Consider the following 20,433-nt stretch of genomic DNA (forward strand, 5'->3'; position numbering starts at 1 on the left):
CGCAGTCTAGCACCAAAGGCTGTGTAAAACTATTGCCAATTTAATATTATATAAGTAATTGCTGTGTCCAAATAACACAGGTACACAGCACTCATTAGATTTTTTGGAGCTTTATGATCCCAGCTAAAAAGTTGCTAAATACCCTAACCGAGCACTGGGGAATGTTAGAGCTGCTATTTAAACGTTTTAAAATGGCCGATTTTAGCCTAAAAGACGTACAAAGTGCGATCAAACAAAAACAACCAACGTGGTCAAACGAACGGATCTATAAAGAAACCAATCGGCTTTTAAACCAAGATATTATTATTCCCTTGGCAAAATCATCTCAGCTTGAAATTAACCGTGCCATTGCAGATTTCGCCACCTTTTTATTACAGGAAGAGCATTTAGGCCTAGCACAAGAAATTAGCGTATTGGTTGAAGATTTAGCACGCCTAGGCAACCGCCTAGATAATGCCGGTAGCATTGAAGACTACGATGAGATGCGCCGCTTTAGCCGCATTATGGATGATCGAGTGCGTAAAATAATGAAATTATTTGCCCACAATGAAAACGCCATTTTAAACATAGTCGAACAAGCTAAAGCCAATAACGCAGTGCAATCACTGCAAAAGCGCTATAAAGCCGTCATTGAAGCATTTGACGAGTACATAGAACCAATGCTTGAGATGGTTGATATTCGTGGCGATTTTCATGCGTGTTTTAGTACCATTGAAACACAAATAAGTACGCAAATTGAGTACATAGAGCGCTCAGGCAAAGCCTACCAAGACAAACGTATGCTAGAGCAACTGCGCACCCGCATTTTAGAGATGCACCTAGTAGGTCGCGAAAGCTTACGTAAAAGTGCCGATATGCTGATGCCACTGCGTGAAGAGTTGCGCCGCAATAATATGATCACTCGCCAAGCGGCAAAAGTGCTGGGATTGGTGCGTAAAAATGGTGTTGATAATATGCTAAGTACAGTTCAACCTCATTTTGTATCTGACACGCAACGTTTTTCACTCGGGCAACAACGCCATATCATCGCTTATATGGCCACTTTAACGGAGTTTGAGCACAGCGAATATGAACTACCCGACCAAAACGATGTGCCCGCTTTTGTTACTCCTAATATTCCTGATTACAACAATGTAAAAGCGAACTTTAAAAAGCGCTTTAATGCGAAGCGTAAAAAACCACAACCATTATTAAGCTTTTTAGGGGAAAGCTACCCTGACCTTGAAGCAGACGAAATGCTATTTTTATATCAAAAGCTAGTAAGCGACACTGATATTGAAATAAATCAAAGCGATAAAAAAATGCGCGTTAAAATCGCAGGACAACATTTTTCACTCTTTCCTTTTAATACAACACCCTTTAATTCTAACCCTGTTGCATCTTCACAATCATCAACAGGAAATGAGTAACCGTTATGACACACATAAATTTAGATGAACTAAGCCACCTACAAACGATTAATAAAAAATTAGTCTCGGGCTATCATATTAGCGAACAAGACACGGTAATGTGGCAAGAACTTGATCAACAAATTGATGCATATCGCGCATTATTTAGCGCCCTTGGCCATGATTTACAACACGATAGCCGTGGTTTTTATTACTTTGCCAGTGACGAAAGCACCCCAAATATGGGAAAAATCTCCCGCGCGATTGCCCTAACCATTTACATTTTGATTGAACACTATGCCAACTCAGGTAAAGATCCAATGCGTGCCCTGTTTGATGAAGTGAATGACCTTGAACTAATGCAAACATTAGTACAGATGAACAAACACTTGTTTGATCAACTCGAAATTTTTTCAGGCTCTGACTTACGTAAAGACGTATACTTACGCATGATACGCTTAGGCCTTGCCCGTGAAGTGGAAAATGGCTTTATGTTACAAGCACCTGCTTATCGCTATATCGATGCATTAATGGAAGTGAACGAAGAAACCTATATTGGTGAGGACGAATAATGAAAAACCTTTACGGACTCAGCAAACTCGCACTTTTAAACACCGCAGGTTATGCAAAATGTGTGATCCCACTTGATAAAAGCAGCTCTATTTGTGCCCCTAATAATACCGGTAAAAGCTCGGTCATTAACGCCCTGCAATTTCCGCTGATCAATGATTTACGCCTTACCGAATGGGATGGCCATGATTTAGACGAAACCCGTAAGTTTTATTTCTCGTCAGATCAATCTTATATTTTACTTGAAGCCGACCTCCCCCATGGCCCTGTTGTTATTGGTGTAGCAGGGCTTGGTAAAATAGCAGGTTACGCGCATCAGTTTTTTTGTTACCAAGGAAAGCTTAACCTTGAGCAGTACACTCAAGGTAAAACCATTATAAAATTCACTAAGCTATTTAATCACTTAAAAGAGCAAGGCTTTAATCCTATTGAGCTTAAAGCGCAAGAGTTAAACGCGTTATTAACAGGCGGTGCTACGCCATTTGATGGCGACATTAACTTAAAAATGATCCCGCTTAATAATGTGCAAGACTCGGCTATTTATAAAGAGATTTTCCGCCGAATTTTAAACTTGCATAAATTGGGTGCTGCAGATGTAAAACGCTTTATGTTGCGCGTGTTTGAACGCCATATGTCAAATTCAAAAGTCGATTTTTATGAAGTATGGCGTCGCTCGTTCGATAAAGTAAACCGCGCAAAACGTGAGTTAAAAGCGCTAGAATCTATGCAAGAGCCAATTAGCGCGCTTGAGTCTATGCTTGAAAACCAAACCGTGCTTAAAGGTAAACTGGCCGCATACGCACCAAAAATTGATCAAGCCTTAATTGATTTTGACACGTATCAAGAAGCGCAATTAGATGAACTTAATATCGCCCTTGAGAACATAGAGCACGAAAAGCACGAGTTTGAGCAAAAACAACAGCTTTATGTGCAGCAATCGCGTGATATTGAGCGCAGACAAACACAAATCGAGCAATGGTTTTTAGATTTTGGTGCACTAAAATCTGAATTTGAATTGGTGAATATGGCGACCTTAAAAGTGAGCCTTAGCCAGTTAAAGCAAGATTACGAGTCACTTTCGCACTCAATAAATAGTGCGCAAGGGCAAAGCTTACACACCCTTGACTACCGCATTAGCGAAACACAAAAGCAAATAAAAAGCTTAAAGCTGCAACTTAAAAACCTTGAGTTCAATTTATTCACGCGTATGCGCGAGGACTTATCGTTAAAAGATGTTGAAGAAATTTCACGTATTTTAAACCCAGATATTCTCTCGTTCGCCACCACCAGCAATGGCGATATTGATATCACCGATGAAGATGTGTTTGGCGCATTTTTAGAGCAATTATCAGATAACGTTAAAGGCGGTGTACTTACCCTGCCCGGCGCAACGATTAAACTTAAAAAGCTCTCATCTGTGCAAATGCAAAGCGGCGAGAACAAAGAGCAATTAACCGCCCAGCTAACAGCGCTTGAACATTCATTAAAGGAATTTAAGCAACAGCGCGATGTAGCTGCCAATGTAGCTGACAAACAAAAAGAAAAAGACGCGTTATACGATGAGCTCATGTCAGCCGAAAGCGCGTTAAAACGCTTTGAACAGTTTGAGGTAATGCTGCAATCTGTCGATGCACAATCGATGCTCAAAAAACAATTACTTGCAGAGCGTGATCAAGTAGACGATTACTTACAAGATATTCAAAAAAATAGCGGCTCAATTGCTGATAGACGCTCGATTATTAAATCGAAAAAAGATCTTATTTCTCGCCAAGCAGATCGCCTACGCCAAGTGAAATCTGAACGAATTGACCATACTCTTGATTTGTATACTGGTAAAATCACCCCGTACATGATTGATATTCAAATCGACTTTGATAATCTCAGTGATTTAGTACACCACTTTAATAAAAACTGCCAAGAGCTACGTAACTTTGATATTAACGTGCGTAACACTTATTTGCATATTTATAATGCGGGTATTACTAAGTTTGATAACGAAAACGACGAGTTTAGTAAATACCAAAAACTCATCGGTGCATTTCATAATATTGATAATGAACGTGACGCTGTTGAGCGCCAAGCGCGTGTTGCACTGACCGAAGTTGCAGCCACGATTAAAGGCCTGCGGGAAGATTTAGACCGTCTGCGCCGTGAAATGAACAGCTTTAATAAAGGCATTAGTCAGCACCGTATTTCTAACTTACAAGCGTTTAAAATCAATGTAATACCACGTAAAATGCTGGTTGATAGTATTGATACAATTATCAGTACGTCAAACCAGTTTGAACAAGGTGATACATTAGATTTACTCAGCCAAGAACCTTACAGCGAAAGCGCGGTTAATGAAGCAAAAGATCATTTAATTAAGCTTGCCTCTGATAAAGCGGGTTTAACATTAACCGATTTATTTGATATTCGTTTTGAAGTGGTAAACCGCGCTGGCGAAACGGAGCACTTTGAAAAAATCGATTCAGCAGGTTCAAACGGAACGCGTATCACCATTAAATTATTATGCGGCATGCTGTTTATTCGCTACCTATTGAGCGACCAAGAACAAAACTTATACCGTATTCCTATTTACATTGATGAGGCGGCCGATATCGACCCGCAAAACCAAAAAGCAATTATAGAGACCGCATTAAGCTTTGGTTTTGTGCCAATATTTGCCTCGGTAAAACCACAAATTAGCTGCGATTACATTGTGCCTATTCGCTCAGTTAAAGATGGCGCACAAAACTGGGTCGATGAAAAAGATTGGATAGAAGTAGAGCACACTACTGATGACTAATTAATCTATAATTCAGCTAATAACAACTAAACTTACAACCAAGTAACTTGAACTCTGGATAATAAGTCTATTTTCAGTCGCTAGTTTAAATGGCAAGTTTCAACGCTAACTACGTTGAATTTACTTGCAATTGGAAAGCGTCTGACGCGTAAGTTAGTAAATATCTTAACCAGAGTTCGGGTTAGGTAAACTTTAATAACACAAACATATTGAAAAATGTCATTTGTGGGATTTTTTTTATGTTATGTTATCAAATGAATAGAGTTTAAATTTGCCAAGGAGCAAACGTGATGAAAAACCTACTAATTGCAACAGCAGTGCTATTTTTAGCAGCATGCGCAAAAACCCCTGATTGGGATTACGATAAATCGGCTGATTTTAGTAATTATAAAACCTTTGCTTGGGTTCAAGATGCTAGTTTAACTAAAAATACGACCAATTATCAGATCAGTCCATTAATGGAAAAGCGCGTACGTGATGCCGTTAATACAGAGCTGACAAATATGGGCATGCAGTTGAGCGAAATAACGCAAGCTGATGTACTTATTAACTATCATGCATCGGTAGGCACAAAAATTGATGTAGACACATTTAACACCGGTTACAGCGCACGTTGGAACTACTGGGGTATGGGTTACAATACACAAACAACGACGCGTGAATATGAAGTAGGCACGTTAATTGTTGATGTTGTTGACCGTGCATCAAATCAATTAGTATGGCGCGGAGCAAAAGAAGGTCGATTAAGAAAAAATCAATCACCTGAAGCGCGCACTGACGCAATTACTAAAACAGTGGCTGATATTCTAAGTAACTTCCCACCAGATAAGCAGTAATAAAATAACTCTTCATAATAGAAAGTGCATATTATGCGCTTTCTATTATTGAAAAGAGCTAAAAACCACGTGCTTTCTTTACTTAAATACACCCAATGACATTAGCTCCCCCCTTAAACATCTAACATACACTGTGCTGTAAAGCTTTACAGATAAGTCTGCATTAATAATTAATGTGTATGAGCATTTAACGTATAAAAATAAACCCCGCATAAAATACGAGGTTATATACTTAAAGGTTAAAGTTCACCTGGTTGAAAGTTATCTACCGCAATAGCCTGTTTGCGTAAATTATTAGCTTCGTGCAACTTTACGCCTTGCTCGGCTGTTATGAGCTGCTTTTCAATCGCATTGGTAATCGCCGTTTCAATATCATCATTGCGGCTAAGGGTGCCGTCGCGTTGCCACTTTTTCAACTGCTTGAATGCATCACTGGTATTATGCATAGCAATAAAGGCATTTTCCATTACGCCAGTCCCTGCTTTATCATCCACATAACATAAATGCGTTAAACGGTTTCTGAATACTCCTGGTTGGGTCATATGCTCACACATTGCCTGAGCAAGATCATCACTCGGACGATGATAATGATTACCAAACGGAAATACGATTCGCTTTAGAGCAAAGTTAACAACTGGGTTTGAGAAGTTCTTGAAAAAGCCGTTAAACGCTTGACCTATTTCAAATAACGATAATTCAACGGCATATTTAACAAAAGGCAAATCGGCTTGTTGACGTCCTTCATCTTCAAAACGTTTTAACACGCATGAAGCTAAGTAAAGGTGGCTTAATACATCACCTAAACGTGCAGAGATCATTTCCTTACGCTTAAGCTCTCCCCCTAAAATGAGCATCGCCACATCCGTACAAAAAGCTAAACCACGACTCATTCGCCCAAGCTGCTTATAATAATCTGCGGTTGCGCCACATACTGGGGATTTAGCAAAGTAACTACGCGTTAAACCATGGATTAACGCCATACTCGCATTAGTTGCAGCAAATAAAATATGCTGCTGTAGTAAAGAATCAAATTCTTTTAACGCGAGTTCATCATCTTCCATTGCCGCAGCTTCCATTTCTTTTAATACAAATGGATGGCAACGAGTTGCTCCTTGGCCAAAGATCATTAAATTACGGGTTAAAATATTTGCCCCTTCCACCGTAATTGATACCGGTATACCCATATAGCCATGTGCTAAATAGTTATTAGGACCCACTTGTATTCCCTTACCTGAATGAATATCCATTGCATCATTCATAACTGTACGGCCCATTTCAGTCATATGGTATTTAGCAATTGCGGTCACCACTGATGGGCTCAATTTTAAATCTATTGCCCCTGCGGTCATTAAACGACACGCTTCAAGGCTATACGTTAATCCACCAATACGTGCAAGTGCTTCTTGTACACCTTCAAATTGACCAATTGATACACCAAATTGCTGGCGAACCGTTGCATAAGCAGATGTCATTCGCGCACACAAATGCCCTGTCGCGCTACTTAGTGCTGGCAATGAAATACCACGCCCTGCGCTTAGGCACTCAACCAACATTCGCCAGCCTCGACCAGCACCTTGTTGACCACCGATGATCCAATCAAGGGGAATAAAGACATCTTTACCGTACGTTGTGCCATTCATAAACGCCATGTTAAGCGGAAAGTGACGCTCCCCAGTCTCTACCCCAGGGTGATCTGTTGGGATCAGCGCACACGTGATCCCTAATTCCTTGTCTTTACCTAATAAACTATCCGGATCATACATTTTAAATGCTAAACCAAGTACTGTCGCAACAGGGGCTAGTGTTATGTAACGTTTTGACCAATTTAAACGTAGACCAATGACTTCCTGACCTTCAAACTCGCCTTTACATACAATACCTGAATCGGGGATACTGCCCGCATCAGAGCCGGCTTCTGGACCAGTAAGTGCAAAACACGGTACATCTTTACCACTTGCTAAGTTTGGTAGCCAGCGCGCTTGTTGTTCTGTGGTTCCATAATGTAATAGTAATTCGCCTGGGCCTAAACTATTTGGCACCATAACAGTCACTGCGGCCGTTAAACTCTTAGTCGCAATTTTTGCGACTATGGTTGAATTAGCGATAGCAGAGAATTGGCGTCCACCGAATTTTTCAGGAATTATCAACGCAAAAAAACCTTGGGCTTTTAGGTAATCCCATACTTCTTTAGGTAAGTCTTTATCTTTTTGCACAATTTGATAGTCATCAAGCATCGCCAGTAATGTTTCGACCTCAGAGTCTAAAAACGCACGCTCTTTTTTACTCAACTCAGGCTTTGGGTAACTATGTAAAACCTGCCAATCGGGATTGCCGCTAAAAAGTTGCCCATCCCACCATACATCGCCTGCTTCCATTGCTTCACGTTCAGTTTGCGATAACGGCGGTAACACTTTTTTAAACATTTTAAACGTTGGTCGGCTTACTAGACTTAAGCGGATATCTTTAACCGCAAAAATGACTATTACCACCACCAGTAGTAATACAAACACTGACATGGGAACGATCCTTATAAATTAATAAAAATACACTCCTTCAATTATGGCTGATCCTTGTATAAATACAATGTCGCTGTAAACATGTGTTACTCGTTAGGTTCAATGCTAGGCTTGATAAATTTTGCCTAACTTCAAGACGCTGCTATTATCCCACGTGATAAATAACAAATATAAGGGTCAACATGACTACTCCACATTTTAAGCTCAGTTTGAGCGCTTTAATGGTCGCCAGCACATTAGCATTAAGTGGCTGCAACCAAGATACAACAAACACATCAGCTCAAGCTGTCAGCCCTGCGCAAGTGACGGCACAAGACGCACAAACCTTTTTAGATGCAACAGAGCTTGAACTCAGTGCACTGTATTTAGAATCAAGCCGCGCAGAATGGATTTACGCTAACTTTATTACGCACGACACCTCCGGACTTTCGGCCGAAGTAAATCGCAAGATGACAGAAGCGGTTGTTCGCCTTGCAAATGAAGCTGCGCAATTTGATTCTCTTGAACTGGGTTATGACGCACGTCGTAAGCTTGATAAATTAAAACTCGCTTTAACTTTACCAGCCCCACAAAATGCGGAAAAAACAGCGCAACTTTCTCAGCTTGTCGCTGAACTAGGCGGTATTTACGGCAAAGGAAAATACTGTAAAGAAGACGGCAGCTGCCTAAGCTTAGGTGATATGACGTCTAAAATGGCCACTAGCCGCGATTACAACGAGCTACTTGATTTGTGGCAAGGCTGGCGTCAGGTTTCAAAACCAATGCGTCCGCTTTATGAGCAACAAGTTGCCCTTACGAATGAAGGTGCAAAAGAACTTGGTTATGCAGACACTGGCGCAATGTGGCGTAGTAAATACGATATGCCAGCCGATGATTTCGCTAAAGAACTTGACCGTATTTGGGGCCAAGTAAAGCCACTATATGATTCACTTCATTGCCATGTTCGCGCTAAGCTAGGCGAAAAATACGGCGAAGATAAAGTACCGCAAGATCAAGCTATTCCTGCGCATTTATTAGGGAACATGTGGGCGCAATCGTGGGGCAATATTTACGATGTAGTGGCACCTGAAAATGCTGATCCTGGTTATGACGTAACAGCATTATTAGCGCAGCATAAGTACGATGAGCTTAAAATGGTTCGCGGCGCAGAAAAATTCTTCACTTCAATGGGCTTTGACGCACTTCCAGACACTTTTTACGAACGTTCATTGTTCACTAAGCCTGCCGATCGTGACGTTCAGTGTCACGCCTCAGCGTGGAATATTGACAGTAAAGACGATTTACGTATTAAAATGTGTATTCAACGCACTGGTGAAGAGTTCTCTGTTATTCACCATGAGTTAGGCCACAACTTCTATCAACGCGCTTACAATACACAGCCACTTTACTATCAAGAAAGTGCTAATGATGGTTTCCATGAAGCAATTGGTGACACAATTGCCCTATCAGTTACGCCTGGATACTTAAAAGAAATTGGTTTATTAGAGCAAGTGCCTGATGAATCAAAAGACATTGGCCTATTAATGAAAATGGCATTAGATAAGGTTGCTTTCATTCCATTTGGATTATTAGTAGATCAATGGCGCTGGCAAGTATTCTCTGGTGAAGTAACACCGCAAAACTACAATAAAGCATGGTGGGAATTACGTGAAAAATACCAAGGTGTTAAAGCACCCATCGCGCGTAGCGAAACTGATTTTGATCCAGGCGCTAAATACCACGTACCGGGCAATACGCCGTACACGCGTTATTTCTTAGCACATATTTTACAATTTGATTTCCACCGTAGTTTATGTGAAATAGCAGGCAATAAAGAAGCCATTCATCGCTGTTCGGTTTATAACTCAAAAGCGGCCGGTGAAAAGCTTAATACCATGCTAGAAATGGGCTCAAGCCGCCCTTGGCAAGAAGCCTTAGCAACTGTAACGGGTAAGCCTGAAATGGACGCAACAGCACTACTTGATTATTTTGCGCCACTGCAAAAGTACCTTGATAAACAAAACCAAGGTCGCCAATGCGGTTGGTAAGCAGGTTTTAATATAATTCAATTCTAAAATGCAAAAGCCAGCTCAAGTGAGCTGGCTTTTTAGTACTTTACAGTTAAAAATTAAATTAGAACTGTAAGCTTACATTTGCAAAGTAAGCATCTGAGCCAGAATCATCCCAGTTATTACCGTAACCCGCTTTTAAACCAACATTTTTATTGAAGAAATGTTGAGCACCCAAGGTGTAATCATCGTTTTTATTAAATGTAACAAACGCTGATGTCGCTTTTGAGAAGTAGTAATTAGAGCCTAAAACCCAATCACTTGATGCATTGTCATTATCTGACACTGTTGCTTCAACTGTTAGGTAGTTACCTTGTTGAAGATCCATGAAATATTTAACATTCAACGCACGATAATCAAACTCATCATCTGCTGTAACAGTAAAACCGATATAATCAGTGCTGTTCAACTTGTGATTGTAAGCTACATCAAAAAAGAAACGATTGTCTGCATTTTCAACATCAACAAATCTTACTTTTAACAGTAAGTCAGGGTTGAAAAAGTAACCTGCTGATAATTGAATCATATCTGCGCTTGAACCAAGATCTAAATCTAGGTTTTGGTATTCAGCACCAAGTACAAAACTATCTAGAAAATACTCACCGCCCACAGTAGCTCGGTCGCTAAAATCATCATCTGAATACTTACCATATACATTACTTTGTTTATTGATGTATTCGAACTGGTCATAAGGACCTAGTGTCATTTTTGGTGAGAAATAGTATGTTGAATCAAGGCTAATTGTGTCATTACCATCTGTATCCATATATTGTAGATGGCTAACTGATTCATAAGTGTCTGCAGCAGCCGCGGCACTTGAAAGAAGAATACTCGAAATTATCACTGCTAGTTTTTTCATTATAAGATTTCCCTATTAAATTGTTACATTGCTATGTCTTTAGCCGACTGGCTAAGACGTGGGCATGCTAACGTTCCCAAACTGAACAAACACTTAACTAAGTGCTTGTTTTTAGTTGCTTAAATGTTAAGGGATGTTAAGGCTGGGATATCTATATAGCAAAAACGCGGACATTTTTGCTATACATGAAAAAACTAGTTTATTCCTTTAAAGCGCATATTGACTGATAATACGGTACACATCGTTGATGTTGTCGCCTGATTTGAAGTCTTTACTGATCGGCGTAGGGTCTGAGCCAACCCAAATTTTTAACTCGGCATCTAAATCAAAATGACCGGCACTTTCTTTACTAAATTTAGTTATTTTTGAGTAACCAATGCTGATCATCTCTATTTTAGAACCCGTTACGCCCTGCTTATCAATTAAAATGAGTCGTTTATTAGTAAAAATAAACATATCACGTACTACTTTATACGCTTTTTCAACTTGTTCACCTTCGACAAGTGTATTTGCTAATACCTTTTCTAAATCGGCATCATCAACTTCACTTGCGTTACCCATTAATCCGCTAAATAAACCCATTATATTTTCTCCTGTGTAAATATTTGGTTTTCTAATGTATGACCATTCACTAACTGTCGATAGCGCCAGCCTTGTTGATGGCAATATTGCAGTAATTCAATATCAAACAAAGACGCTGTTTTTTGATATTCAACAACATATTCCTTTGCTTGACTCATATAAACTCTATTAACTGCTGCTAAGCTTTGAATGCTTTGCTCAATATTAGGATAGTTTTCAGCAAACAGTATTGTCATGTGATGCTGTGTTTGTTCTATATTGCTGTTTGCTTGGTGTTCAGTGATTTTACCTTTATCAAGGTGTAACACTTGCCCACATAATCGCTCTAATTCTGTGAGGTCATGTGAACTTAAAATAAACGTCGCTTCCTCACTTAAGTTTGAAACAAGCTCTCTCACTTCACGTGCGTGAATAGGATCGAGTCCAGCTGTAGCTTCATCAAGCATTACAATTTCGGGTTTGCCTATTAAAGCCTGCCCTATTGTTACGCGCTTACGCATGCCGTGCGATAAATCATCACTGCGTTGTTTTGCAACCTCAGCTAAACCAACTAATTCGAGTACTCTGAGAGCTTCTGATTGACTTTGCTTAGTCGTTAGCCCTTGCAGTTGCCCATAAAATGTTAACTGATGCGCAATACTAAAACGAGGATCTAACTGGGCATCTTGTGGCAACGCTGATAACTTTCCAAACAATGCACTTGCGCCAGGGCGGTGCCCCATTATGGATAAACTGCCTGATGTAGGCATGATATAACCGCATAACAAACTAAATAAGGTTGTTTTACCGGCCCCATTTGGGCCAACTAATGCTACGGGTGCACCTTTTTTAACTTCAAAGCTCACTTGATCTAACGCTAATTTAGCCCCGTACTGTTTAGAGAGTCCGTTAGCCTGTATTAATGTACTCATAGTGAACTCCTTGAGAAGATACGCTGTGCTGCCACTAACAACACCACTGTTTGTAATAAAGGAATACCTATACTGCTAAATAAATCTGCATTCTGCCCTGCAACTTGCTCAAGCTGAACGCCGGGAAATATATAATTAAGAATAGCAAATATAGGTAGTTGCCAGCTCATAAGGCTAACGACAATATTACCCACTGCAAAAAATAATATGGCCATGATCACCGTTAATCGTGAAGATCGAGCAATAGTATTTAAAAACGTCATTAACGCAATAAATGGTAGTACGGTGACCACTAAATAGAAAAACAAAACTAGGCTGCGATTTAGCCCGCTTAACAATAGCGATGACTCTCTAAATGCAAGTGTTGCCACTGTTGCGACTAAAGTGATGGTAATTAATATTGCTAAGATAAGTACCTGACCTAAAAACCGGCCAAATAATATTTCGCTGCGCGTTGCCCGTAATGACAAAAAGCGTAGTGTACCGCGTTGTCTATCACCCACAATTTGGTCACTACACAAAAATAAGCAAAAAATAGGAAAGCTATACAAAGCAATTAGCCAATACATCGCCAACTCAGCTTCAGGCCACATTAATAGTTTACTTAAACCAATGACGCCAAATATATGTTGAGCAACTGCAGCAAGCTCAGGTGAACTCATAGTGCTTACCGCTTGTCCTACTGGGTAGCGTAAAATAAGCAACCAACAAATAGTAAATGCAGCAACGGCAAGTAAGCCACGTTTAGTTAAAAACAGTCGAGTTAGTTCAAACAAAGTAATATTTAAAAGTCGCTTGGGGTTTAATTGCGTCACACAAAGTCCTAATCGTGAAAGTGTTTTCCTTACATTAAGTGCAAACGTATTGAATTACTAGCAAAAAAAAGCCAACGTAGGCGTTGGCTTTGTAACAAAGAATGTAAATTATGTTTTTACTTAATTTAAATGTTGCTTATACAGCTCAAGTGCTTGATTAAGATCAGTGATTAAATCATCAACATCCTCAAGGCCGATATGCAGCCGGATCACAGGACCTAACTCCCACCCTGTTTGTGAACGTAATCCTTTCATTGTTAAGTTAGCCGTTACTAAACTTTCAAAGCCGCCCCACGAAAAGCCCATTTTAAAATGATCTAAGCCATCCAAAAATGCATCTATCGCCTGCTGGTTACCTTCTTTCATTACAAAGGAAAACAAGCCATTACTGCCATCAAAGTCACGCTTAAAAAACTCATGCCCTGGGCAGCTGTCAAATGCAGGATGGCGGATATGATCAACTAATGGATGACTCTCTAACCACTTAGCAACTTCGATTGCTGCTTTTTCATGCTGATTGAGTCTCACAGCCATAGTACGTAAGCCACGTAGTGCTAAGTATGCATCATCAGCTGATGTGCACTGACCAAGTAAGTAAGACTGTTCACGTAATGTAGGCCAGTATTTTTTATTCGCAACGGCTACGCCCATCATCACATCTGAGTGACCAACTATATATTTTGTTGCCGCTTGAATGCTGATATCGACACCATGCTCAAGTGGTCGATAATGCAAACCGTTGCCGTAAGTATTGTCGAGCATTGTCATCACGCCTTGTTCATTAGCCACAGCAACCATCGCTGGTACATCTTGAACTTCCATCGTAATAGAACCAGGAGATTCTAAAAACAAGACTTTGGTATTTTCTTTGATGAATGTTTTTATACCCGCACCAATTGTAGGCGGATAATACGTGGTTTCAACGCCGAATCCGGCTAAAATTTTATCGCAAAAATCGCGCGTTGGTTCATACGCATTATCAACCATTAAAATGTGATCGCCTGCTTTTACAAACGCCAAGAGTGCACTGCTTATCGCTGCTGCACCACATGGATAGAGCGCACAGCCTTCGCCCCCTTCAAGCTCTGTGATTGCTTCTTGTAACGCAAAATGTGTCGTCGTACCACGGCGACCATAAAATAGCGTTTTATCACCTCGGGTTTTTGCGGCTTGTTTTAGTTCAGCAACAGAATCAAATACAATCGTTGATGCCCGTTGTACTACGGGATTAACTACGCCGTGCGTGTACACTTTTTTTCGCCCGGTACTTACTAATAGAGTGTTTTTATTACTTTTACTCGTCATCATTAATCCTTAAAATATTTCGTTAGAACACACTACACATTGCTTAAACTTTTAAATTACGCCAATAGTCAATTATATAGCGAGAGATAGAATCAGCTCTGGGCAACTTTAAGTGTTCGCCTTCGATATCCCAACTACCAAAGTTATTAAGTTCGTCACGACTAAACCACAGCGCATCATCAAGCTCGTCTTTATCTACTTGTATTTGTTCAGTAACGGCTTCGGCAATAAACCCTAACATAATTGAAGATGGAAACGGCCAAGGCTGTGATGCGATATAACGTACATTATCTACTGCAATTCCCGCCTCCTCCATCACTTCACGCGCAACAGCTTGTTCAAGTGTTTCTCCGGGGTCTACAAATCCAGCCAAAGACGAATACATACCTGGCGCCCATGCTGCTTGCCTACCAAGTAAACAGCGTTCTATACCATCAGCAAATGTGCGCGTGACGACCATAATTACGGCAGGATCGGTACGTGGAAAGGTTGGATGTTTGCACTCTTCATTCGTGCATAAACGAGAGTGCCCTGCTTCAACTAGTATATTATTACTACCACAGCGCCCACAAAAGCGGTGCGTTGCATGCCAATAACAAAGTCCACGCGCCAAAGCAGCAATGGAGCCTTGCTTAATCTCAACGTTCACACCATAACGGCGAATATCAATAAATTCTGCATTAGCGGTTAATGGCGCTAAAGTCGTCACATCGACTGTACTTACATCGAGTGCAAAAAAACTGGTTTGCTGTTCGTCCAAGCCTAAAAATATCGCTTCGCTTAAATCTAAGTGGTTAATATCACTAAAACTTAAAAATGTGACAGTAAAGCTCTGAGCATCAAATAAAGTCTGGTTATTATGAACTAGGATCCAACGGCTTTGAAAGTTGAGTTGAGTTGCTAACCATTGTGAGTCTTTTCGCAAATTAGACGCGCGATCTAATGGCATTTGACTATAATTAAGCATGCTCATCCTTTTTATTTTTTAGATGGCTAAAACTACCATAAGCTTATATTAATTGCATTAAACAAGTCGCTAATCGCCATAGCGAACAAAGGTATATACCCAAGCCACCTCAAGATGCAGAATTCAGCGTTTCACAGGGGCTTAATATCAAGGCGTTACTTTGCAAGAACCATCACTTTTAAGAAGTAACAACGCTGATAGTAAGTGCCTGTGAAACGCCCAACGGGTTGGTTTAAAAGCGATTTATACTGCGTTACTTTTATAAGGGATTGATTTTAACAATAGAACCACTATTACTTGCAATCAATGCCTTGCCTAAATCACTTTTAATTCCAACGACGCTCGCATTTTGAGGTGGTTTGGGTATACATTTATCTTATTACAGACGAAAAAAAAGCCCTTTCGGGCTTTTGAACACACAATAAATTTATTTCATCATTACAAGGTTGCTAAATGCGCCTGTAACTTTTGATTTTCGGCTTCAATATGCTGATAAAACTCTAAATCAGCTAATTTACTTGCCGCAGCTTTATCAATCACAATGACAGCATCTTGATGAAGTTGTAGGGCAGATGCTGGGCATGCAGCCATCAATGGGCCTTCAATCATGGCATGTACTGCATCCGCTTTATTTTCACCGGTTGCAAGTAACACAACTTTTTTGGCTTCTAAAATAGTGCCAATACCCATGGTGATTGATAGATGAGGCTGATATTCATCTGCACCAAAAAAGCGGGCATTATCATCAATTGTTGCTTTGGTCAGTGTTTTAACACGTGTGCGTGAACGAAGACCTGAAGAGGGTTCGTTAAATCCAATATGGCCATTACGCCCAATACCTAGCAATTGTACGTCTACACCACCGGCGGCAACAATTTTCGCTTCGTATTCTTTGCAAGCCGTGATTGGGTTTTCTGCATCACCCGCTGGAACAAAGGTATTTTCTTTATTTATGTCAACATGACTAAATAGTTGCTCATTCATAAAGTAACGATAGCTTTGCGGGTGTTCACCGGTCAAACCAAGGTATTCATCTAAATTGAATGAGGTTGCATGTGAAAATGAAATCTCACCTGCTTTATTTTTAGCAATTAATTCTTGATATAAAGCAACCGGCGTAGAGCCTGTTGCTAAACCGAGCACTGATGTTGGTTTTTTTTGTAATTGTGCTGCGAAGATATTTGCGCCATATGCCGCTACAGCAGCTGCATCATTTAGAATTACTATTTGCATATTAGTTTGCTCAGTTATTAAATTAGTTGATGAAAAAATGGGATCTAAGCCCCAACCCCACGTGCAATCGAATTGGGCCTTAGATCAAACCAAACAGGGATACACTGTTTGGTTAATACCATTATGACAACGCTGTCATTATTACCACTTCGATTTAGTTTGTAAAGTAAAAGTGAATAAAAAAATTACATTTTACCGTTTGAATACAATTCGCGGCTAAACGCTGACAAAAATCTTGCGCTTATACATCCAATGTAAAAGTAATATTTGTACTAATAACAATGCTATTACAGCCATAACTGGTTGCCACGAAGGCGGTACTGCATTAATAAACCCACCAAATACGCTCTTACTAATAAAGGTCCAATTAACTAAACTAGATGCTAAATAAATAATAATTGAGTTCGCGCCGATAATAACAAATGGATATGCTAGCTTTTGGCCATTCGAAAGATCCACCAATGCATAAAAAATCGCTAATAGTATTGCGCTCCAGCCAACCGTTACCAGTACGAACGAACTAGTCCATAGCTCTTTATTTACAGGAAAATGTAAATCCCACAACCACCCTAAGCACACGCTGACTACACCTGCGGCAAACAAAACACCTGCGGTTTTCCACTCTCCTATCTGGTTTGCTCTAGCAATGAGTTGACCCGCAAATACGCCTATCAAAGCATTAACAATCGCTGGTAAACTTGATAGTACACCTTCCGGATCTACGGGGCGATTTTGATAACTGATCCCTGGAAGAAAATGCGTATCAAACCATGCGTTCCAACTTCCAGCAGCACTTAAATCACCCGCAGTACCTCCTGGTACAGGAATAAAGCACATTAGAATCCAATAACCAATCAGCAGGCTTATCGCGGTGATAATTTGAGTACGAAGACTGGTATGCCACACTAACATGGCGCAAAAAAACCACGCGATTGCAATTCGTCCAAGCACACTGCTATAACGTATTTCATCAAACGCCAAGGGTATGCCTGTCCCCCACCCGTGGTTATACATTACTCCCAATGCGCACAGCAAAAACAAGCGCTTTATCGCTTTACGGTAGTAGACTTTGCGTTCAAGCCAAGGAAGGTGATCAATTCGTTTTGGCGCTAAGCCCATTGCCACACCGGATAAAAAGATGAACAGCGGAAAAATTAAATCATAAAATGTAAAACCGTGCCATGCGCTGTGTAATGTGTGCGCTTCAAATACTTTCCAACCGGTCCAGCCAGTTAAAATAAATAAGGCGGCAAAAATAGACTGCCCGCCTAAAATCCAGAACATATCCATGCCACGTAAAGCATCAAGTGATGCAAGGCGCTTTCTAACTGGTTTATCGGTATTGTGTTGTGTTGTTGTCATATTTTTTACTCATAGAAACAAAAAAGCCCCGCGATGAAGCTGCGGGGTTTTTTCCAGGGAAACGTTAAATTGCAATGCCTGCAATATAAGTGCCTTTGACATATTGATGCTCATCAAGCACCACAAAGTCTGCGTCAAAGCCATCAAGTAAACGTCCCTTTTTCTTGAGGTCTAAATATTGTGCTGGATACAATGCTGCCATGCGTAAGCTTTCGCTTAAACTAACATCTAATGTATTTACCGTGTTGCGCACAGCACTTGCCATATCTAATACACTGCCCGCTAATTCACCAGTACTTGAATTGAGTCTATCGCCGGTACGAATTACCTTTCGTCCGTCGAAAAAATCAAATTCCATGTCATCAGTGCCTACTGGCGGCATAGCATCTGTTACCAGCATGATTTTGCCACGTTGCTTTGTGCGAATCGCTAATTGCGCCGACAGTGGATGAACATGATGCCCATCAACAATAAGCCCACACCAGCTATTATCATGCCACAGCGCAGCACCAACGACACCCGGTTCACGCGAGGTAAACGGTGACATTGCATTATATAAATGTGTAAACCCATCTGCGCCTGCATTCAGTGCTGCAATTGTGGTTGCATAGTCTGCATTTGTATGACCAATCGATACTTTTACACCACACGCCACTAAGCGTTCAACATCAGCAATGCTGACATTTTCAGGTGCTAACGTGACCATTTTTATGCCTAAATCTTGGCGAGCATAAATGGCAAATTCTTGTTCGCTGATTGGGCGAATAAATTGTTCACTGTGCGTGCCTTTTTTTGGAAAAGACAAATGCGGGCCTTCAAAGTGAATACCTAATACACCAGGTACGCCTTCACGTATCGCTTTTGCAGTTGCATCGGCTGCCGCTTGCATTACCTCAACTTTATCAGTGATCAAGGTTGGCATTAATGCGGTACTACCAAATTGACCGTGTGCTTTAGCAATGCGATCTAAACATTCAGTACTTTGATCAGCATTAAAAAATGCACCGCCACCACCGTTAACTTGCACATCAATAAATCCTGGAGCAACTAAGCCATCAAGCTCTATAACGGGATCTGTCGTCTCAGTTTCTAAATTAAATACGCCTTTTTCAACACTAAATAATGCATTATCGATAAAATTTTCAGCGGTAAATAAGCGAGCCGCACGATAGAAAGTTTTCATTACAGCGCTACCTTTTGATTTTGTTCAAGTACAGATTGCTGTGCAAAATAGATTGCCCCCATTTCTGGTGGTTGCTTTGGTACTTCAACTAGCTTAGCGATTGCAGGATCAAGCCATTTATTTAATGGTTCTGCAAGGCCGCCGATCATAGATAAACGCGGGGGGTTATTTTCAAGTAGCCGGTGGGCTAATTTACTTACGTAATCGGCACCCTCTTTTACAATTGCTAACGCAATTACATCGCCCTCGTGAGCTGCATCAAATACATAACGCGCCAGCTTTGCATAACTACTTGAAGGCTGCCCTGCCATTTGCTCAGCGATCCCCATTGCAGTGTCTGTATTAAAGTGGTTTTTTATAACATTACTAATTGCAGTGTGAGGACCTAGCCCGTCGATATCTACGAGTGCGGCTTTAATTGCTTCAAGCCCCATCCATGCGCCACTGCCTTTATCACCTAAAGCAAAACCATGACCGCCATAATTAACAGATTGGCCTTTAACATGTGAAAAACCACATGAGCCTGTTCCTGTAATAATCACCGCGCCATCACCACCTTCATGGGCACCTATGCATGCTGTGTGTAAATCTGTGGTCAAAAACATTTGTTTGAATGGATGTTCCCATTCACTAATTTTTTCATACAAGCTAGGTAAATTAACACCCGCAAGGCCCAAGCCGGCATACACTTGATGCACAGTTTCTAACTGCAAACCCGCATCACGCATTGCTAATTGTGTAGACACCATTATTGACTCTAATGTGCGCTCTAACCCATGTAATGGATTCGCGGGGCCACCTAGGCCGGTGCCCAATACTCCATGTTGTGCAGAGTATATAGTTGCACGGCACTTTGTTCCGCCACCATCGATACCAATAAACAATTGGTCCTTATTCGCACTCTTAGCCATCATGTAACGACCTCTAACCTTCGTTTTTATATTTGTAATAACCGCACTTTTTTTATTGTCTTAATGCGATTCACCCTCAACCCATGTTGAATTAATGTTACACAACAAATGACAGCGTTGTCATTATATTTTTTATAAAAATTCATATATCTTTTATAT

General features: G+C 40.6%; 16 protein-coding genes. 5 read left to right on the forward strand and 11 right to left on the reverse strand.

The features are described from left to right. Nucleotides 1–113: 113 nt before the first annotated feature. The 4 genes from HJP15_RS07630 (at nt 114) to HJP15_RS07645 (ending at nt 5,582) form a co-directional block, all read left to right on the forward strand. Nucleotides 114–1,409 carry an MksB family condensin complex protein gene (locus HJP15_RS07630; RefSeq protein WP_170173414.1) on the forward strand — a complete coding sequence of 432 codons (1,296 nt, stop codon included), beginning with the start codon at nt 114–116 and terminating at the stop codon, nt 1,407–1,409. A 5-nt stretch (nt 1,410–1,414) separates the two neighbouring features. Next, the gene (locus tag HJP15_RS07635; protein WP_170173415.1) at nt 1,415–1,960 is read left to right on the forward strand and encodes a condensin complex protein MksE; all 546 of its coding nucleotides are present in this window, start codon (nt 1,415–1,417) and stop codon (nt 1,958–1,960) included. After that, the gene (locus HJP15_RS07640) at nt 1,960–4,746 is read left to right on the forward strand and encodes an Mks condensin complex protein MksF (RefSeq protein WP_170173416.1); all 2,787 of its coding nucleotides are present in this window, start codon (nt 1,960–1,962) and stop codon (nt 4,744–4,746) included. Before HJP15_RS07635 ends, HJP15_RS07640 begins: the two co-directional genes overlap by 1 nt. 290 nt (nt 4,747–5,036) lie before the next feature. Continuing rightward, on the forward strand, nt 5,037–5,582 hold the full coding sequence (locus tag HJP15_RS07645; protein WP_170173417.1) for a DUF4136 domain-containing protein: 546 nt from the start codon (nt 5,037–5,039) through the stop codon (nt 5,580–5,582). A gap of 239 nt (nt 5,583–5,821) precedes the next feature. On the opposite strand, the gene HJP15_RS07650 is transcribed toward HJP15_RS07645, so the two are convergent. Further along, nucleotides 5,822–8,098: an acyl-CoA dehydrogenase gene (locus HJP15_RS07650; protein ID WP_054205662.1), complete on the reverse strand. Its 2,277-nt coding sequence runs from the start codon at nt 8,096–8,098 to the stop codon at nt 5,822–5,824. A 182-nt stretch (nt 8,099–8,280) separates the two neighbouring features. On the opposite strand from HJP15_RS07650, the gene HJP15_RS07655 reads away from it, so the two are divergent. Next, nucleotides 8,281–10,125 carry a M2 family metallopeptidase gene (locus HJP15_RS07655; protein ID WP_170173418.1) on the forward strand — a complete coding sequence of 615 codons (1,845 nt, stop codon included), beginning with the start codon at nt 8,281–8,283 and terminating at the stop codon, nt 10,123–10,125. Nucleotides 10,126–10,210: 85 nt separating this feature from the next. Here the strand turns inward: HJP15_RS07655 and HJP15_RS07660 are convergent, their stop codons facing one another. The 10 genes from HJP15_RS07660 to nagK form a co-directional block, all read right to left on the reverse strand. Further along, the gene (locus HJP15_RS07660) at nt 10,211–11,005 is read right to left on the reverse strand and encodes a putative porin (RefSeq protein ID WP_054205660.1); all 795 of its coding nucleotides are present in this window, start codon (nt 11,003–11,005) and stop codon (nt 10,211–10,213) included. Nucleotides 11,006–11,212: 207 nt separating this feature from the next. Further along, complete coding sequence (locus HJP15_RS07665; RefSeq protein WP_054205659.1) at nt 11,213–11,587, reverse strand: PH domain-containing protein; 375 nt, start codon at nt 11,585–11,587, stop codon at nt 11,213–11,215. Next, the gene (locus HJP15_RS07670) at nt 11,587–12,498 is read right to left on the reverse strand and encodes an ABC transporter ATP-binding protein (protein ID WP_170173419.1); all 912 of its coding nucleotides are present in this window, start codon (nt 12,496–12,498) and stop codon (nt 11,587–11,589) included. The genes HJP15_RS07665 and HJP15_RS07670 overlap by 1 nt, the downstream gene beginning before the upstream one ends. Next, nucleotides 12,495–13,313 (reverse strand): DUF2705 family protein, encoded by an 819-nt coding sequence (locus HJP15_RS07675; RefSeq protein WP_054455523.1) that lies wholly within the window; start codon nt 13,311–13,313, stop codon nt 12,495–12,497. The genes HJP15_RS07670 and HJP15_RS07675 overlap by 4 nt, the downstream gene beginning before the upstream one ends. A gap of 120 nt (nt 13,314–13,433) precedes the next feature. Continuing rightward, nucleotides 13,434–14,618, reverse strand: coding sequence for a cystathionine beta-lyase (locus tag HJP15_RS07680; RefSeq protein ID WP_170173504.1), 1,185 nt, complete (start codon nt 14,616–14,618; stop codon nt 13,434–13,436). Between the two features lie 43 nt (nt 14,619–14,661). Next, nucleotides 14,662–15,585 (reverse strand): NAD(+) diphosphatase, encoded by a 924-nt coding sequence (gene nudC / locus HJP15_RS07685; protein ID WP_170173420.1) that lies wholly within the window; start codon nt 15,583–15,585, stop codon nt 14,662–14,664. A gap of 438 nt (nt 15,586–16,023) precedes the next feature. Then, nucleotides 16,024–16,818 (reverse strand): glucosamine-6-phosphate deaminase, encoded by a 795-nt coding sequence (gene nagB / locus HJP15_RS07690; protein ID WP_054205654.1) that lies wholly within the window; start codon nt 16,816–16,818, stop codon nt 16,024–16,026. A gap of 216 nt (nt 16,819–17,034) precedes the next feature. Continuing rightward, entirely contained in the window at nt 17,035–18,180 is a 1,146-nt protein-coding gene (gene nagX, locus HJP15_RS07695) for a transmembrane glucosamine N-acetyltransferase NagX (protein WP_170173421.1), read from the reverse strand. Between the two features lie 64 nt (nt 18,181–18,244). After that, a complete protein-coding gene (gene nagA / locus HJP15_RS07700; RefSeq protein WP_054205652.1) occupies nt 18,245–19,363 on the reverse strand; it encodes an N-acetylglucosamine-6-phosphate deacetylase in 1,119 nt (372 codons plus the stop codon). After that, on the reverse strand, nt 19,363–20,277 hold the full coding sequence (gene nagK / locus HJP15_RS07705) for an N-acetylglucosamine kinase (RefSeq protein ID WP_054205651.1): 915 nt from the start codon (nt 20,275–20,277) through the stop codon (nt 19,363–19,365). Before nagK ends, nagA begins: the two co-directional genes overlap by 1 nt. Nucleotides 20,278–20,433: the final 156 nt, after the last annotated feature.

Source organism: Pseudoalteromonas sp. NEC-BIFX-2020_002, from assembly GCF_013002825.1.
Classification (GTDB): Bacteria; Pseudomonadota; Gammaproteobacteria; order Enterobacterales; family Alteromonadaceae; genus Pseudoalteromonas; species Pseudoalteromonas neustonica.